The following is a 17,282-nucleotide window of genomic DNA, read 5'->3' as shown; positions in this document are numbered from 1 at the left end:
AAATAGGATAACTGAGAGAGCAGACTAGAATAGTCCCCGTGAGCATCAGCAAGATTCTTCTGTACTACCAGTTCGCCCCACTGTCCGATCCGCGTGCCATCATGCTATGGCAGCGCGATCTTTGCGAGTCGTTAGGGCTCAAGGGCCGCATTCTGGTGTCCGAGCACGGCATCAATGGCACCGTCGGCGGTGATCTCGATGCCTGCAAGAAGTACATCAAGAAAACCAAGCAGTACCCCGCTTTTCACTCCATGCAGTTCAAGTGGAGCGAAGGCGGCGCTGATGACTTTCCAAAACTCTCCGTCAGGGTTCGCGACGAAATCGTCGCTTTCGGTGCTCCGGGTGAGCTGAAAGTCGATGTCGATGGTGTCATTGGCGGCGGCACACATTTGAAGCCGGAAGAGGTCAATAAACTGGTCGAGGAACGCGGCGACGATGTCATCTTCTTCGATGGCCGCAACGCAATGGAAGCCGAGATTGGCAAGTTTAAAAACGCTGTCGTCCCGGACGTAAAGACCACGCACGACTTCATCGACGAACTGGAATCCGGTAAGTACGACTGGATGAAGGACAAGCCGGTTATCTCCTACTGCACCGGCGGCATCCGCTGCGAGATCCTCTCCGCACTTATGAAGAACCGCGGTTTCGAAGAGGTCTACCAAATCGACGGCGGTATTGTGCGCTACGGCGAAAAGTTTGGCAATAAGGGGCTGTGGGAAGGCTCCCTATATGTCTTCGACAAGCGCATGCATATGGAGTTTGGCGATGGCATCGAAGACGAGGACTACGTACAGCTCGGGCACTGCGTCCACTGCGGCAAGCCCACAAACACCTTCCAGAACTGCATCAACGAAGATACCTGCCGTCGTCAGGTGCTTATTTGCGATGATTGCTGGGAGCACACCGAGACACAGCACTGTGGGCGCGAGGACTGCAAGGAAGTTGCCGAAGAGCTAGCAGCCGCAAAGTAGGACGCTCCCTGCTGCCATCGGACTATCTCGAGCACCTCTTAATCAGCACAGATGTGGGTTGTCTCCCCAGACGCGGCTAATCTAGTAGGCAACCATGAGTACTCCTAGCCGTTCTGATAAACCAGCTCCACGTGCCCAGTCGGGAAACCACCACTCCGGCCACCGCAATTCCGCCAGGCCACAGCGCTCTGGCAAACCTGCTAAGGACACGCGTAAAAAGGAGCTCTACCAGCTCGCTGATCAATTGCCGATTCGGGAGGCTCAGTCCTTCCGACGCCGGCTAAAGCGAGCATCCGCGCCGAAGGCGCTGTCTGCAATCTCTGCAGACCTCGACTTTGCGCTGGAGCGGTTAGAAGATCGTCGTAAAGCGATTCCTCGCATCACCTACCCTGCCCAGTTGCCGGTGTCCGCGCGCCGCGACGACATTGCAGAGGCGATTGAGAACAATCAGGTCGTCATTATTGCTGGTGAGACTGGTTCTGGTAAGACTACGCAGATTCCGAAGATATGCCTCGAACTGGGACGGGGCGTACGCGGCAAGATTGGCCATACGCAGCCCCGTCGTATTGCGGCGCGTTCGGTGGCGGAGCGAATTGCTCATGAGCTGGGCGAAAAGATTGGTCAGCACGTCGGCTATGCGGTGCGTTTCGATGACCGTGTCGGCAAGGATACCTGCATCAAACTGATGACCGACGGTATTCTGCTGGCCGAAATTGGCCGCGACCGCCTGCTACGTGAGTACGACACCATCATCATCGACGAGGCGCACGAACGCAGCCTCAACATCGACTTCCTGCTGGGATATTTAAAGCATATTCTGCCGCAGCGCCCAGATCTGAAGATCATTATCACTTCGGCGACGATTGATCCGGAACGGTTCGCCCGTCATTTCGCGCCTGACGACGAGCACCCTGCGCCCATCATCGAGGTGTCAGGGCGCACCTACCCGGTAGAAATCCGCTATCGCCCTCTGGTGCGGACTGTTGTTGCGAAAAATGGGCAAGAAAAGGAAGTCGCCATTGAGCAGATCGATGGTGTTATCGCTGCGTGCGAGGAGCTCATGCGGCTTGGCGATGGCGATATCCTGGTGTTCTTTTCGGGTGAGCGCGAGATCCGAGAAGCAGCCGAGGCCATCGAGGGCAAGCACTGGAAGGGGGTAGAAGCCGTTCCACTATTCGGACGGCTATCTAATGCAGAGCAGCATCGGATCTTCACCCCGCATTCCGGGCGTCGCATTGTGCTGGCGACCAACATTGCGGAAACGTCGCTGACAGTACCGGGTATCGAGTACGTCGTCGATACTGGTACCGCACGCATTTCCCGCTACTCCACCCGCACGAAGGTCCAACGTCTACCAGTCGAGGACATCAGCCAGGCATCCGCGAATCAGCGCTCTGGACGCTGTGGTCGTGTAGCTGATGGCGTGGCGATTCGTCTCTACAGCGAGGAGGATTTTCTCTCGCGCCCCGAGTTTACGGATCCGGAGATTCTGCGCACCAATCTCGCTTCGGTTGTACTGCAAATGATTTCGCTGCGGCTTGGCGCGATTGAGGCCTTCCCCTTTGTCCAGCCACCAGAGCAGAAGGCAGTGCGCGATGGCATTAACCTCCTCACAGAGCTTCAGGCTATTACCACAACGTCGGGGTCTGGGAGAGGCCGTGAATCTGGCTCCGGCTCCAGTGCCGACGCCCCCGAACTGACGGACATCGGCCGACAGATTGCCCGTATACCTGTCGACCCGCGCCTTGCCCGCATGCTGGTCGAAGGGTACGAAAACACCACTCTTGGGGCTGTGACCGTCATTGTCGCCGCGTTGTCTTTGCAGGATGTCCGCGAACGTCCGCTGGAGTGCCAAGCTCAGGCAGATCAGCTACATGCCCGTTTTAAGGACACCACCAGCGACTTCAACTCCCTGCTGAAGCTTTGGCAATACCTGGAGGAAAAGCGCCGCGAGCTTAGCGGTAACCAGTTCCGCAAGATGTGCAAGCGCGAGTACCTCCACTATTTGCGCGTTCGGGAGTGGCAGGACTTGGTGCGTCAACTCCACCAGGCAACGGCTGAGCTGGGCTGGAGTCTTTCGGCCCGCAGCTCAACCAGTGGTGTCGACGATCCCGACGAGGTGGCAAAGTCGCTGTTACCGGGTCTGTTATCGATGATTGGTACGCGCGAGGGCGAGGGCAAGGAATTTACTGGCACCCGAAACACGAAGTTCCTCATTCACCCCTCGTCCGCGTTGGCAAAGAAGCCGCCTCGCTGGGTGATGGCTGCGGAAATCGTCGAGACCTCGCGCACTTTTGCGCGCAACGTAGGCACGATTCAGCCACAGTGGGTAGAGAAGGTAGCCCCTCATCTGCTCAAGCACCAGTACTCAGAGCCTCACTGGTCGACTAAACGCGGTGCAGCGATGGCTTACCAGAAGTCGACGCTCTACGGCGTGCCTGTGGTGGTTGATCGCCTGGTGCCATATCACCGAGTCGATGCCGATGCCGCCCGCTCGATCTTCATTCGCTCTGCGCTTGTCGACGGCGAGTGGAACACACATCACGAGTTCTTCAAGAACAACCAAGACAAACTGGCCGAGGCCGAGAAGATCGAGGAAAAGCAGCGTTCGCGCGGCATTGTCGTCGATGACGACGTGCTCTACGCGTTCTACGACTCCAAGCTGCCCGCCTCTATCACCACGGCCGCCAATTTTGACCGCTGGTGGAAGAAAACTAAGCCCAAACAGCCGAATCTACTGGACTTTGATCCCAATAAGCTTCTCAACCCCGAAGCCGGCGACATCGATGACAATGCCTTCCCCGAAATGTGGCAGCAGGGCTCGGTCGATTTCTCACTGTCCTATAAATTCGAACCGGGCGCCCCTGATGACGGTGTGACTCTCCGTGTCCCCGTGCCTCTTCTTGCGGGTTTGCGTGAAGATGGCTTCGACTGGCAGGTGCCAGGTCTTCGCGCTGAGCTCGCAGAAGCCTACATTCGCACTCTGCCGAAGGCAATGCGCAAGTCCGTTGTCCCCGCACCGGATTTCGCACGCCGCGCGCTGGAGACGATGACTCCGTACTCAGGCCGTTTCGTCGATGTTTTTGCCGATGCTTTACGACGACTCGGAGGCTCGGGCATCAATGGTGCAGACTTTGCGCCTTCGAAGCTGCCAGCACACTTGCGCTTTAACTACGCAGTGGTAGACCGCCATGGAAAGATCGTCGATCAGAGCCGGGATCTTGCTGGGCTTCGAGACAAGCATGCCACGACCGTCTCAACGGCTGTGTCGAAACGTTCGAAGTCTGCAGCTCGCGAAGCTGTGAAAAAGTGGACTTCAGACAACTTGGGCGCCGTCTCAGAAACGGTCAAAAGTACTGTCGACGGTCAGTCCGTCACCATGTATCCGACGCTGGTGACCACTAAGGATGGCGTGGCCATCGAGGTCAAACCAACTAAGGCGCAGGCAGAGGCGACGTTGGCGACCACAAATCTGACAATGCTACTGCGGGAGTGCCCAGTAAATGGTGCACAAATGACTAAGGGGCTTCCACTCCAACAACGTGTTGGCGTGGACGCATGGCCACATGGGGGCGCCGATGGACTTGTCGAGGACTGCCGTGTCGCCGTGATCCGCGACCGTATGATGGCTGCCGGTGGCCCCGTCCGCGATCCGAAGGAATTCGACAAGCTACTCGAACACGTTCGTTCTGGTGTTGCCTCAGAGGTACGTCAATTGGTCGTCGGCGTTGCCCAGGCAATGCCCCGTTATGTCTCGGTGGTGAATCAGCTAAACAAGTGGGAAGGCGATGCCATCGACGATATGCGTCGCCAGCTGGCGTTCATGTTCCCTAAGGGCGCTGTGGCAAGGCACGGTTGGCAGCACCTACGCCATTTGCCGCGTTATCTCCAAGCAATGGAGATTCGATTTGAGGAAATGAACCGTGACCCGGACCGTGATGCTGAACGTGAGGATGAGGTGACTGAGGCCCGCGAATACTTGGCGGCAAAGCTTAAGCAGCTACCTAAGGCACGTTCGAATTCCGCGGAAGTACGGGATATTCAGTGGCTCATCCAAGAGCTGCGCGTCAGCCTTTTCGCACAACGCTTGGGTACCGCCCAGAGCGTATCCCTGACCCGAGTAAAGAAACGTGTGGATAAACTGCGTTAGTTCTTTTTAACCTCGTTGCCATTAGCCTGCGGTCCTTTCCCCTTGCGCATGCTGGCAATCTCTTGCGCGAAATCGTCCGCGGAGGAAAAGGACTTGTACACCGAAGCGAAGCGGAGATAGCCAACTTCGTCCAGTTCTTTGAGCGGCTCAAGGATGGCAAGGCCGATATCGTTTGAGTCCACCCGGGGCGTGCCTTTCTCGCGGAGGCTCTCCTCCACTTTTTGTGCAAGTTTCTTCAGCTGAGACTCTGATACTTCGCGCCCCTGGCACGCACGTCGAACACCCTGGATAACCTTTTCGCGGTTGAATTCCTCAGGGATTCCATCCCGTTTAACGACCATCAGCTGCGAGCGTTCAATCGTAGAAAAACGTTTGCCGCAATTCAGGCATTCCCTTCGGCGACGAATCCCCATACCGTTATCTATCAACCGTGAGTCCAAGACTCGTGTCTGATCATGATGACAAAACTGGCAATACACGGTCTCCAGTCTACGTCCCACCCCAACACCGGAAACTGGAATGATTATTGCGCGGAGTAGGAAGCGTACGTAGACGTAAAGGTGCTTTCGACCGCCTCACTTTGTCCCTGTTCAAAGACCATGCTGCCGAAAACTCCGAAGAAAGCACCAAGCCCTAGAGCCCATACCGCCATCAGGCGAGTCAGGTTAGTGCCTGCGGATACATCACTACGATTGGACTGCTGCGCCCTGCTAACGGATAGAGACGGACGCCCGTAGTTGACCGAGACATGACTGGGCCGCGACCTGTCCCTCCGCATTCGCGCCGATGAAGCCCCATTTCGATTGCGCTGTGCAATACGTGCACGCTGACCGGGCCGAACGATGTGCTGTGTGCAAGACGCACTACGTTCACCCCACACCAACGGAGCTTTCCGTGTCGTCCGAGCAGGGAGCTCGGAAACTTGAGAAAAGTCAATATCAGATGTGCTGCTAACACCAAGTGCGGTTGAAACCGTAGACATCATGTTTTCTCCCTTTCCAACGTTGACTCTCCCACCGTTGCCGGCCTGGAGAGAATAAGAGTTGTACGACCGTTTCCCGACGCTGTGGAGACTATGTCCAAGGGCGGATGCGGAGAATCCGTCTAGACCCTTTCATCAAACGACTGTTCGAGTAACTTGTCATGTTCGATTTATAACACCATGTTCGAATATTGTCTACTGCTATCCGGATTTATTTTCGATTTTCGACATCATCACCGCCTCCGAGCACGGATAATGTACACGTTTTCTAAAGAATTCAAGGGCGCACAGTGTTCGATGCTCGACGATTCGAACAGTTTTGAGTTATGATTCATTCGAAAGAGTTTGAGAAGGGATGTTCCATGGCTCAAAAGAAGAAAGCGAACCCTAAAACACTCACCGATCGGCAGCGTCGGATTCTTGACGTCATTTCGGATGCCGTCGTACTTCGCGGATACCCACCGAGCATTCGAGAAATTGGGGATGCTGTGGGCTTGAATTCCACCTCGTCGGTGGCATACCAACTCAAGGAGTTGGAGAAGAAGGGCTTTCTCCGCCGCGACCCACACAAACCCCGCGCGGTAAACGTAAGGGATTCGAAGTCCTCCGCTGGCACTTTCACTCCGGTAAAGCCTGGGCCAAAGGCTACTGGCACCACCCAAACTCCCGAGATGCCAGAGGACATGCCAGAGCCAATCTTCGTTCCTATCGTTGGACAGATTGCGGCTGGCAACCCTATTTTGGCGGAGCAGCATGTGGAAAGTCACATGGCACTTCCGATGGAGATTACGGGCTCTGGTCAGCTATACCTACTCAAGGTCGTGGGTGATTCCATGGTTGACGCGGGCATTCTCGACGGAGACTGGGTGGTAGTCCGTTCCCAAGACGTGGTCGAACAGGGAGATTTCGTTGCAGCCCTGTTTGAAGATGAAGCAACAGTCAAGGAATGGCACGAAGACGCTGCTGGCAAGTGGCTCATGCCCCATAATCGCGCCTTTGACCCACTCCCCGCGGAGCACGCCAAAATCCTCGGCAAGATTGTCAGCGTCCTACGCAGCCTCTAATTTCCCACATTTTCGTTGCCCGAAACAGACATAAACGGGCATACTGGGAACAGATAGTAAAGCTGAAATTTCTTAACAGCTAAGGAGCGGGGAATGTACGCAGAGGAACGCCGCCGGAAGATTGCGTCTTTGACAGCAGTCGAAGGGCGCGTGACGGTCGCTGATCTTGCGGAAGCTTTCGATGTCACAGCAGAGACGATTCGCCGTGACCTAGCTCAGTTGGATGCAGAGGGCGCAGTTCACCGCGTACACGGTGGCGCTGTGGCTACTCGTTCTTTTCAGACTGTTGAGTTTTCAGTTGCCGCTCGAAAGAACGCGCAAAAGGACGCGAAGCTCTCTATTGCCCGCTGTGCTGCGGATTTTCTGCCTGACTCTGGTGGTGGAATTTTTCTCGATGCTGGAACTACCACCGAGGCTCTTGCAGAGCTGATGGTCCACTCCCCTGATAACCGCCGTTGGTCGGTTGTCACAAACTCTCTTCCCAACGCCATCACACTCGCAGGATCGAACCGCATTGAGCTTCAACTCCTTGGCGGCCAAGTTCGCGTCATTACTCAGGCGGTTGCTGGCGATACGGCACTCCGCACTCTCGCGGTTATGCGTGCCGATGTCGCTTTCATTGGTTCTAATGCCTTGACAATTGACCACGGTCTTTCTACTGCTGATCCGCAGGAAGCGGCGGTAAAGCGCGCGATGATTACGAATGCGCGCAAGGTCATCGTTATGGCGGACTCGACGAAACTTGGCCGCGACTTTCTCGTCAGCTTTGCAGCATTGGAAGATATCGACGTCGTGATTACAGATTCCTCTGCCCCGGAACAGTTCGTCAACGATCTCAGGGAGCAAGGTGTCGAGGTTGTGGTTGCTTCATGATCCTGACCTTGACTGTAAATCCGTCAATCGATCGACTTGCTCGACTCGATACGGAGCTCAAGCGAGGTGGCGTGTTCCGCCTACCAATGGCTGAGGACATGGCTGGTGGCAAGGGAATTAATGTGTCCAAGGCGTTGCACTACGCCGGAGAAAAGACGCTCGCGCTCTACCCGGCATCGGACTCCGGAAAATTCACGCGCCTGTTGGAAGTCTCTGGCATACCCCATGAAGCCATCAACACGACTAACGAAGCCCGCGTTAATCTCACACTCGCAGAGCCAGATGGGACGACCACCAAGCTCAATTCCCCTGGCATGACATTGACGAAAGCGCACCGTAGGCGTGTCCTGGAGAAACTTATCCACCATGCTAAACACGCCACGTGGGTAGTTTTCGCAGGTTCATTGCCCCCTGGTGTCCCCAGGGATTTTTACGTTCAATGCACCGAGGCGGTGTATTCGGTCAACCCGAATATTCGTGTTGCTATGGATACGAGCGACGGCCCACTGACTGAGGTCGTTCGCGCATTTCCAAAGGTGCGACCTTTTTTGATGAAGCCGAACGCCTACGAACTTGGTCAAATCATTGATCAGGACGGCGAAGAACTTGAGGCCGCTGCAGCCGAAGGGAACTATCTTCCCGTAGCGCAGGCTGCTCGTGCGCTGAACGAGCTTGGCGTTTCCGAAGTCCTGGCCACTCTCGGCGAAGCAGGGGCGGTGCTTTCAGTGAAGTCAGGCGGTTGTTTCGCTGCTACCTCCCCCTCGATAGTCGCTCAGTCGACGGTCGGTGCTGGAGACTGTGCTTTGGCCGGCTACGTTATGTCCCGCGAACGCGGTGATAGCTACCAAGATGCACTAACCACCGCCGTAGCTTATGGGGCGGCGGCAACCAGTCTTCCCGGTACGACCATCCCCTATCCAGAACAGGTTCACCCCGAGGCCGGCCGGTTATGGCAGCTCGACACTTAGCTTTTCGATGCCTAGATAAGGAGCATTAGAAAACCATGTCTTCTTCGGCAGATTTTTCCGCTATTGCATCAGACCTAGCCGATGAGTCGACAGTGTTCCTTGACCTAGATATCGGTCCGCAAAAGGAGAAGATCCTTAACTATCTCATCGCTAAAGCTGTAGAGACCGGCCGCGCCACCGACAGCAACGGCATCGTCGCAGCAGCCCTCGAACGCGAAGAGAAGGCCCCGACAGGTCTGTCGGGAGGGATAGCCATCCCCCACTGCCGCCATGAGGACTGGTCGAAGCCGACCCTGATGTTTGCCCGCTTAACCAGCGCTACAGAATTCACCACACCAGATGGGCCGGCGGACCTGCTCTTTTTCATTGGTGTCCCATCTAGTAACAGCGATGTCCACGTCGATATTCTGGCCGCACTCGCAAAAGCACTTCGCGATAAGGGGTTTCGCGCAGCTCTTCGCGGTGCTGAAAGCGATGAAGAGACTGCCCGGATCATTAGCGAGCACGTCACCAAAGCGCCTCGTCGGAAAGCGAAAAAACCTCCGGCGAAGACCAATATCGTCGCCATCACGGCCTGCCCCACGGGCATCGCACACACTTATTTGGCAGCCGAAGCGCTTACTGGCGCGGCAGAAAGCATGTCTGATGTCACACTAACTGTAGAGACGCAGGGCTCGGCAGGAACCCAGGAAGCCCCCGCAGAGGCAATTGTCCGGGCCGACGTGCTAGTAATCGCAGCCGATATTGGGGTTACGGGGCTTAAGCGCTTCAGCGATAAACCACAGGTCAAAGTGCCAATTCGTAAGGCAGTCAATGAACCTACTGCGGTTATTAAACAAGCGAAGGCAAAAGCAGAACAATCACGGGTTCGCGCCTACGACCGAAAGGCGCCGCAACCTAAGGATGACCACGACAAGGAGGCCGGTTCGCAAACCGGTACTACAGGCGCAGACCCTTCATCTGAGAGGGTACAAGCAACTACGAAGGTGGGGGCACATAAATCATCGTTAGGCGGTGACAAAGCCTTCGGACACTGGGTTCGTGATGCCATTATGACCGGTGTCAGCTATATGGTGCCGTTCGTGGCCGCATCGGGGTTGTTGATTGCGCTGGGATTCCTCGTCGGCGGTCATCAGGTTGGTGTAGTAGCTGACGCCGTGACTAGGGATTTGCGGCTGCCGGAGATTATCGGACTCGATGCCCCGATTGCTGTGCCGACAGAAGATCTCAGCACCGTGCTAATTGATCGTAGTGGGCTGTGGCTGTATCTCGGCTCGGCGCTTTTTGCCATTGGCAACCACGGCATGCAGGTCATTGTGGCTGTAATGAGTGCTTATATCGCCTTTGGCATGGCTGGCAGAGCCGGCATTGCACCAGGCTTTATTGGCGGTGCCATCGCGGTCACGGTTGGCGCCGGCTTCCTTGGGGGCCTGGTGACAGGCATCCTGGCGGGACTAGTTGTAGCCCTACTGTTGAGGATGAAAGTCCCGGACTGGCTGCGACCGCTGATGCCGGTTGTCGTGATTCCTATGCTCGGCGCTATGTCCGTTGGGCTCACCATGTACCTGCTGCTCGGGATGCCGCTGGCGTGGCTGATGACGGCTCTGCAGCAGTGGCTGCAATCACTGGATACGACGGCGGCGTTCCTGTTCGGTGGTCTTCTCGGCGCAATGATGTGCGTGGATATGGGCGGAATGATCAACAAGGCTGCTTATCTTTTTGCCGTCGCAAACATCGCCTCAGCAGATCCCGCATCATGGAAGGTCATGGCCGCTGTGATGGCGGCGGGCATGGTACCTCCATTGGCTACATCTCTGGCAGTTGTGCTCCGACCAAAGCTGTTCAGTTCGGCGGAGCGTCAAAACGGCAAAGCGGGCTGGGTGCTCGGTGCGGCCTTCATTTCAGAGGGAGTAATTCCCTTCGCCGCCGCAGATCCGCTACGTGTGATTCCGTCGATTGTGATTGGCGGTGCCGTCACCGGTGGCACCTCAATGGCTTTGGGTGCGGCCACACGTGTTCCGCACGGAGGTATTTTTGTGCTGTTTGCAATCGACAACCCTGTCGCATGGCTTACTGCAATCGTCTTGGGCAGCATAGTGGCAGCAATTCTCGTTGTGGCAGCTAAAAGCCTGTGGCCGCGGCAAGTCAGCACCGATAATCAAAACCTAGAAGCAGACGTTTCAGCGGAAGCGTAGTTTTTACCGCACCGGCTGGTTTATCCCAACGAGCATTTCTACGATTTTCAGCAAACATTCCCCAACCCATCCGGGCAACCTATTAAGCTCAGAAATGGCATCGAGGAAATCGAGAAGCAGAAAGGCAGGATGCCGCTCGCATGGTTACTCAACATGTCCACGTCGGCTCCAAGGTGGGTATTCATGCCCGCCCTGCAACGGTCATCGCTGAGCGTGCCTCCCGTTTTCAGGAAGAAATTCTGGTCGAGCTCCTTGACTCAGACGAGCCCGACAACGAACCGGCCGATGCTTCATCCTCGTTGATGCTCATGGCACTCGGTGCCGAATTCGGCGATGAAGTCACTGTGACCAGTAGTAACGCGGTTGCGGTAGAGAAAATCGCCGAACTCATCGCCCAAGACCTGAGCGATTAAAAAGCAAAAGAGCTTAACGACGAAACATCGTGGCAACGGTCACGGGGTCCGTCGTTAAGCATTCGTGCGAGATTCTGCCCTGGACGGGTGGCCTACGAGCGGTTCTCGCCGATGCGATTGTAGAGCCAGTTCAAAATTGGATAGCCGATAATAATGCCGACCGACCCCCAAGCAATACCCTCCAGCGTCAGCGAACCAATGTCGAGGGTGAGGTTACCGATACCCGCGATCAGCGCGGTGGCGGCAGCGGTGAGATTAACCGGGTTGTTGAAGTCGACCTTTTCGTCCATCCAGATGCGCACACCGAGCAAACCGATCAGGCCGTAGAGCACCATCGTTGCCCCACCGAGCACGCCGGTAGGAATGGTCAAGATGAGTGCGCCGAACTTTGGAATGAAAGCCAGTGCAATGGCGGTGAAAGCTGCCACCCAGTAAGCTGCGGTCGAATAGACACGGGTAGCGGCCATAACACCGATATTTTCAGCGTAGGTAGTGGTACCAGAACCACCAGCTGAACCGGCGATGGTGGTGGCTAGACCGTCTGCAATAAGAGCATCGCCAGCGATGTCATCGAGGTTTCGGCCGGTCATGGCAGCAACAGCCTTGACGTGACCGACATTCTCTGCGATGAGTACTACGATGACGGGCAGACCAATCAGCATCGCATTGAAGTGGAACTCCGGCGCGTGGAATGCGGGCAGACCAATCCAGGCGGCATTGCCGACAGTTTCTGTAGCCTCGGGCGAGAGATTTCCAGTGGCAGCGGCGAAGACCCAGCCGATTAGTACGCCGATAAGGACACCCAGACGGCTGACCATACCGCGGCCAGCGACGGTTGCGAAGACAATGGATGCCATCGTGACAAATGCGACCAACGGCTGAGTGGCGAAGTTCTCCGTGGCGGCAGGCGCCAGGTTAAGTCCGATGAGAGCGACGATGGCACCGGTTACTGCAGGTGGCATCACTGCATCGAGGACACGCTTGCCGGCGAACTTTACAACGCAGCCAACGAGCATGAGCGCGATGCCGGCGCAGAGCACGACACCGAGCTGAACACCAATACCCTGCGCCTGTGTCGCGGTCAGTGGTGCGATGAAGGCAAACGACGAGCCCAGGTAAGAGGGCAAGCGGTTTCGGGTGATTAGCAGGAAGACAATCGTGCCGATACCCGAGAACAGCAGTGTGGTATTGACTGGGAAACCAGTCAACAGCGGCACCAGAAGAGTTGCACCAAACATAGCAATGACGTGCTGTGCGCCAATGCCAATTGTACGAGGCCAATCGAGGCGTTCGTTGGGAGCCACCACGGCTCCCGGTGCAATCTTTCGACCGTCACCGTGAATATCCCAACCGAAAAGACGGCCACGTTCGGCGTTTTCAGCAGGCGGATTTGCGGAGGTTCCCTGTTGGGTCTCCGCGTCAGAAGTAGAATTCATGGTTGTAATGCTAGTGGATGCCCACCGCAGATCACGCCACGGATACCGCATTAAACCCAGGACTGCCGGAGCTCTTTGTCGCTCTCCCTATTCCAACTCCGCTCTCCCTATTCCGACTAGGCGTCGTTGCTACTATCCTCATTCGCATCCGCCGTGAAGTGAGGATCCGCTGCAGGTTCGATGCGGTATGCCGACAGTTCATCCGCGAGGCTAGTGGGCAAACGCACATCCATCTGGGTGCCTTGCTCCGTCCATGTTTCCGACAGCACAGTCGCATCTTCGTGGAGCGTGGAGACAATATTGCCCTTGTCATAGGGAATCAACATATGGACGTGAGACTCCAACTCATTGAGAGCAAGCTCGAGTCGGGTCTCCAGTTCACCAATCCCCTCACCCGTTCGCGCAGAGACAAAGACCGCATCATCGAGCTGGTGGCGCAGTTGCGCCAGGGTAATGCCATCGGCCTTGTCCACCTTGTTGACTACCAACAGCTCGGGCGGAATCTCGGCCTTTTCTTCCTCCGCGATTTCGTTGATGACTTTGTTGACAGCCTTAATCTGCTCCAGCGGGAATGGGTCAGAGGAGTCTACGACGTGCATGATGACGTCGGCTTCGAGCACCTCTTCCAAGGTCGAGCGAAAAGCTTCAATGAGCTGCGTCGGCAAGTGGCGAACAAATCCGACCGTATCGGTCATAATCACCGTGCGACCGTCGCGAAGCTTGGTGCGACGAGTCGTCGGATCCAGCGTTGCAAACAGCGCGTCTTCCACCAGCACACCAGCGCCTGTCAGTGCGTTGAGCAACGAAGATTTACCCGCGTTGGTGTAGCCGACAATTGCCACGCGCGGCAGGTGTCCAGCCTTACGACGTGCGCGTTTAATCTCACGCGCAGTCTTCATGCCAGCTAATTCCTTGCGGATTCGCGCCATATCTTGGCGTAGGCGCTGACGATCGGTTTCGATCTTAGTTTCACCCGGACCACGCAGACCCACGCCGCCGTTGGAGCCCGCGCGACCACCAGCCTGACGCGATAGGTTGCCGCCCCAGCCGCGCAGACGCGTGTACAGGTACTGCATTTGTGCCAGCGAGACCTGCGCCTTGCCCTCCTTGGACTTCGCGTGCTGAGCAAAGATATCCAGAATCAGCATGGTGCGGTCAATAACCTTGGCGTCAAGGCGATCCTCCAGCGCCACCAATTGACCGGGAGACAGTTCACCGTCGCAAATAACTGTATCTGCGCCGGTAGAGGCGACAATATCGCGAAGCTCGTTGAGCTTGCCAGATCCCACGTAAGTACCAGGGTCCGGCTTATCGCGGCGCTGCAGCACCATCTCTAAAACTTCCGAACCTGCAGTCTCTGCCAGTGCGGCGAGCTCCTCCATCGCCACTTCAGCTTCCTGAAGGGTCCCGGATGTCCAGACACCGAGCAGCACCACGCGTTCCAGTCGGAGCTGACGGTACTCGACCATCACTTCTTCAGACTCAGTATGTGCTACTGACCTGGTCAGCCGGCGCAGAGAGGAACGCGCCTCCAGATCCAAATCACCGACGGTAGGTTCCCTTTGCGTGCCGACGTCCGTTGCGAACGCATCCCCGGAGGCACTATCGGCGTTTTCGCCAGCATCGTTAGCGTCGATGAAAAAATCGTCCATCTCGTGCGAGGTGCGAGCTTGCTGCGACGTTTCGTCGCTGACCTCATCAAAGTTGTTGGAAAAATTCGTCATACTAGCTGCTATTGTCGCATGACAAGCCAAATTCTCCGCATTGTGTGCGGAGAATACCGAGCCGAAGCTCAAGACTTAGGCTGCAGAAGGTGGCCTGCGTGTCAGAACCAGTGCGACCGGACCACTCTTAGAACTACCACCAGCACACGTACCACTGTCGGACATTCCACAGTTGGAACAACCTCCGCCTGGGCACATGCCACCGAGGGATTCCCGGCGCAGTTGGCCGGTGTGTTCCATGCGGTCAAGGATGAGGTCTACCGTTGCTCGCTGCAGGCCAGTGATTTCGCAAATCTTGCGTCGGGAGCTAATGCCCTGCGCAATTGCATCCTGAACGGCTTCTGAAGGCCGACGAGTAACCGTCGTATTCTTCCTGGCTCTAAAGAGTCCCACGGCGATAGCTCCTTTCCGTATCGCGATTCTTGTTGGATCTGATTTCTAGTTCGCAAGTGTGACTTAGTAGCTTTGCCGAAGCTACTAGGAATCAACGAGGCTTTACAGGAACAGCTTCAACCCTTGGAAAACAATCACGGCCAGTGCCCATGCAACGACCAGCTGCGCTAGCAAACCGAAGCCCGTCCACTTCACGCCGATCTCTCGACGTTGTGCCGCGAGCGTAGCCACGCACGGTGTGTAAGCCAGCAGGAAGATCATATAGGCCCAGACTGCTGCCAATCCGTGTCCATCGGATGCATTGTCAAAGTCACGTCGAATATTCTCCGCGAGCGGGCTGGAGGCCTGTTCGCTCGAATTGGAGTCGGTGACGTCCTCCACTGCATAGGTCTGTGCCCAGGTAGAAATGACGGCTTCCTTGGCCACAAAGCCCGTCACCAACGGACCTGTCAGAGACCATGTACCGAATCCTGCCGGGTTAAACACAGGAGCAATAGTTTCGCTGACTGCACCGTATGCGGAGTCCTGCGGTGCCAGGTCTTCATCGGCAAAGGAGTGCCCGGAGACAACCGGAATAGACATCAGTAGCCATACGACGATGACGGTGCTGACGATGATTCCACTAGCGGTCTGCAGGAATCCCTTCAGACGCATCCACATCACAGATAGTGCCAGCCGTGCGGTCGGAAGCTGGTAGGTTGGCAGGTCAATGACCAGCGGTTCCGACGGCATGGTGCGCCACAGGGTCTTACGCAGTGCAAGGCCGGTCAGAACGATCAGCAGAATCGAGATCACGTACATAGCGAAGACGACTGTGCCCGCGTGTTCCGGAAAGAACACCGCACCCAACATGACATACACGGTCAGGCGCGCCGAGCAGGAGGTAAACGGAACCAGTAGAGCCGTCAAAATGCGGTGGCGCGGATTACTCAGCACACGTGTTGCCGAGATTGCTGGCACATTACAGCCAAAGCCGACGATGAGCGGAATAAATGCCTTACCCGGAAGACCAATTGCACGCATGACACGGTCCGCCACCACGGCTGCACGCGCCATATACCCTGAATCCTCGAGTACTGCGAGGCACAGGAACATGAGTGCCATTAGCGGAACGAAGGTCAGCACCATGCCGACACCACCGATGATGCCGTTTACAAGCAGCCCGGTGACAATCGGATGGCCCCATCCCACCGCTTCTAATCCACGGGTAACCAAATCTGCGAAATTACCGGTAATAAGGGTTTCCAAACCGTCCTGCAACGGTGCTGCTACCGTCGTCGTGATTTGGAAGACTGCCCACATAACTGCCAGGAACACAATCGGTCCGAGCACCGGGTGAAGAACCACGTTATCAATGCGGTCGGAGAAAGTCTGGCGATCTTCCACCCCGCCCGTAGATGCCGCAACCGCCGCATCAATCGCGGCAAAGCGTGCGTCGTCCCGGCGTTCAATCGATTCACCATCGACCTGGCGAATCGGTGACGACACCGAACTACATCCGTCCAGAGCCGCTGCTACCGCGTCGGCCAACCGCGCCATTCCCGCTTTACGACGGGGATCCAGCGCCACCACCGGCATCCCCATAGCTGACTGCAATGCGTCCGGATTCACATCGATGCCCTTGGCCTTGGCAACATCTAGTTTGGTCAGAGCCAGAACGATGCGCTGGGGCTGTTCCGCCAATTCCGCGGCCATGTAGAGACCACGGCCCAGTGCCGTGGCGTCGACAACGACAACGACGAGATCCGGGCGTTCTTCTTCCGGTTTCTCGATGAGCATCTCGCGAGTGAGCTCTTCGTCCGGACTCATGGCATCCAGCGAGTAGGCACCCGGGAAATCGATGACATCGTACTCAGCGGCATCGGTCTTCCACGCGCCGCGGCTGACCTCTACGGTCGTACCAGGCCAATTGCCCATCTGCGCTTTCGCACCAGTCAAACTATTGAACAGTGTTGACTTACCGGAGTTCGGTGCGCCGACTACTGCGACAACAGGTGCACCATCCTTTGCTGGTGCTCCGCCACTGCATGCATGGCAGCTGGGCGTGGATGCGAATTTTCGCGTTGAGGAATCCGTAGGTGTTGTCATTGTTTACTTTCAGGAGGGAGGTGAG

At 56.4% G+C, this 17,282-nt stretch carries 12 protein-coding genes; 7 read left to right on the top strand and 5 right to left on the bottom strand.

The features are described 5' to 3' along the window. Positions 1 to 38 precede the first annotated feature (38 nt). Together trhO and hrpA are read left to right on the top strand one after the other, a co-directional pair. Entirely contained in the window at positions 39 to 971 is a 933-nt protein-coding gene (gene trhO, locus QP977_RS06330; RefSeq protein ID WP_016422632.1) for an oxygen-dependent tRNA uridine(34) hydroxylase TrhO, read from the top strand. A gap of 94 nt (positions 972 to 1,065) precedes the next feature. Then, the gene (hrpA, locus tag QP977_RS06325; RefSeq protein WP_284847215.1) at positions 1,066 to 5,121 is read left to right on the top strand and encodes an ATP-dependent RNA helicase HrpA; all 4,056 of its coding nucleotides are present in this window, start codon (positions 1,066 to 1,068) and stop codon (positions 5,119 to 5,121) included. On the opposite strand, the gene nrdR is transcribed toward hrpA, so the two are convergent. Next, positions 5,118 to 5,600, bottom strand: a complete 483-nt coding sequence (gene nrdR / locus QP977_RS06320; protein WP_042388651.1) for a transcriptional regulator NrdR — start codon at positions 5,598 to 5,600, stop codon at positions 5,118 to 5,120. The two genes, hrpA and nrdR, sit on opposite strands and share 4 nt — an antisense overlap. 865 nt (positions 5,601 to 6,465) lie before the next feature. On the opposite strand from nrdR, the gene lexA reads away from it, so the two are divergent. From lexA to QP977_RS06295, 5 genes are all read left to right on the top strand, one after another. Next, entirely contained in the window at positions 6,466 to 7,167 is a 702-nt protein-coding gene (gene lexA / locus QP977_RS06315) for a transcriptional repressor LexA (protein ID WP_016422629.1), read from the top strand. Between the two features lie 93 nt (positions 7,168 to 7,260). Next, positions 7,261 to 8,040, top strand: a complete 780-nt coding sequence (locus QP977_RS06310; RefSeq protein WP_016422628.1) for a DeoR/GlpR family DNA-binding transcription regulator — start codon at positions 7,261 to 7,263, stop codon at positions 8,038 to 8,040. Beyond that, on the top strand, positions 8,037 to 9,008 hold the full coding sequence (locus QP977_RS06305; protein WP_016422627.1) for a 1-phosphofructokinase family hexose kinase: 972 nt from the start codon (positions 8,037 to 8,039) through the stop codon (positions 9,006 to 9,008). Before QP977_RS06310 ends, QP977_RS06305 begins: the two co-directional genes overlap by 4 nt. A 35-nt stretch (positions 9,009 to 9,043) precedes the next feature. Then, positions 9,044 to 11,203: a PTS fructose transporter subunit IIABC gene (locus tag QP977_RS06300; protein ID WP_284847214.1), complete on the top strand. Its 2,160-nt coding sequence runs from the start codon at positions 9,044 to 9,046 to the stop codon at positions 11,201 to 11,203. Positions 11,204 to 11,343: 140 nt separating this feature from the next. Beyond that, on the top strand, positions 11,344 to 11,616 hold the full coding sequence (locus QP977_RS06295; protein WP_016422625.1) for an HPr family phosphocarrier protein: 273 nt from the start codon (positions 11,344 to 11,346) through the stop codon (positions 11,614 to 11,616). 92 nt (positions 11,617 to 11,708) lie between these two features. Here QP977_RS06295 and QP977_RS06290 read toward each other — a convergent pair whose 3' ends face one another. The 4 genes from QP977_RS06290 to feoB form a co-directional block, all read right to left on the bottom strand. Next, positions 11,709 to 13,052 carry a uracil-xanthine permease family protein gene (locus QP977_RS06290; RefSeq protein WP_224433128.1) on the bottom strand — a complete coding sequence of 448 codons (1,344 nt, stop codon included), beginning with the start codon at positions 13,050 to 13,052 and terminating at the stop codon, positions 11,709 to 11,711. Positions 13,053 to 13,168: 116 nt separating this feature from the next. Then, entirely contained in the window at positions 13,169 to 14,776 is a 1,608-nt protein-coding gene (gene hflX / locus QP977_RS06285) for a GTPase HflX (protein WP_048733307.1), read from the bottom strand. Positions 14,777 to 14,851: 75 nt separating this feature from the next. Next, on the bottom strand, positions 14,852 to 15,169 hold the full coding sequence (locus QP977_RS06280) for a FeoC-like transcriptional regulator (protein ID WP_101687554.1): 318 nt from the start codon (positions 15,167 to 15,169) through the stop codon (positions 14,852 to 14,854). Between the two features lie 102 nt (positions 15,170 to 15,271). Further along, on the bottom strand, positions 15,272 to 17,257 hold the full coding sequence (feoB, locus tag QP977_RS06275; protein WP_284847213.1) for a ferrous iron transport protein B: 1,986 nt from the start codon (positions 17,255 to 17,257) through the stop codon (positions 15,272 to 15,274). Between the last annotated feature and the right edge of the window lie 25 nt (positions 17,258 to 17,282).

It is taken from the genome of Corynebacterium sp. MSK012 (genome assembly GCF_030232435.1).
Taxonomy (GTDB): Bacteria; Actinomycetota; Actinomycetes; order Mycobacteriales; family Mycobacteriaceae; genus Corynebacterium; species Corynebacterium jeikeium_D.
This window is presented reverse-complemented; position numbering and strand designations above follow the sequence as displayed.

Coding starts and splice junctions, on each gene's coding strand:
- lexA (WP_016422629.1), top strand. CDS start 6,466: ATGGCTCAAAAGAAGAAAGCGAACCCTAAAACACTCACCGATCGGCAG.
- hrpA (WP_284847215.1), top strand. CDS start 1,066: ATGAGTACTCCTAGCCGTTCTGATAAACCAGCTCCACGTGCCCAGTCG.
- feoB (WP_284847213.1), bottom strand. CDS start 17,257: ATGACAACACCTACGGATTCCTCAACGCGAAAATTCGCATCCACGCCC.
- hflX (WP_048733307.1), bottom strand. CDS start 14,776: ATGACGAATTTTTCCAACAACTTTGATGAGGTCAGCGACGAAACGTCG.
- QP977_RS06305 (WP_016422627.1), top strand. CDS start 8,037: ATGATCCTGACCTTGACTGTAAATCCGTCAATCGATCGACTTGCTCGA.
- QP977_RS06295 (WP_016422625.1), top strand. CDS start 11,344: ATGGTTACTCAACATGTCCACGTCGGCTCCAAGGTGGGTATTCATGCC.
- QP977_RS06300 (WP_284847214.1), top strand. CDS start 9,044: ATGTCTTCTTCGGCAGATTTTTCCGCTATTGCATCAGACCTAGCCGAT.
- QP977_RS06290 (WP_224433128.1), bottom strand. CDS start 13,052: ATGAATTCTACTTCTGACGCGGAGACCCAACAGGGAACCTCCGCAAAT.
- QP977_RS06310 (WP_016422628.1), top strand. CDS start 7,261: ATGTACGCAGAGGAACGCCGCCGGAAGATTGCGTCTTTGACAGCAGTC.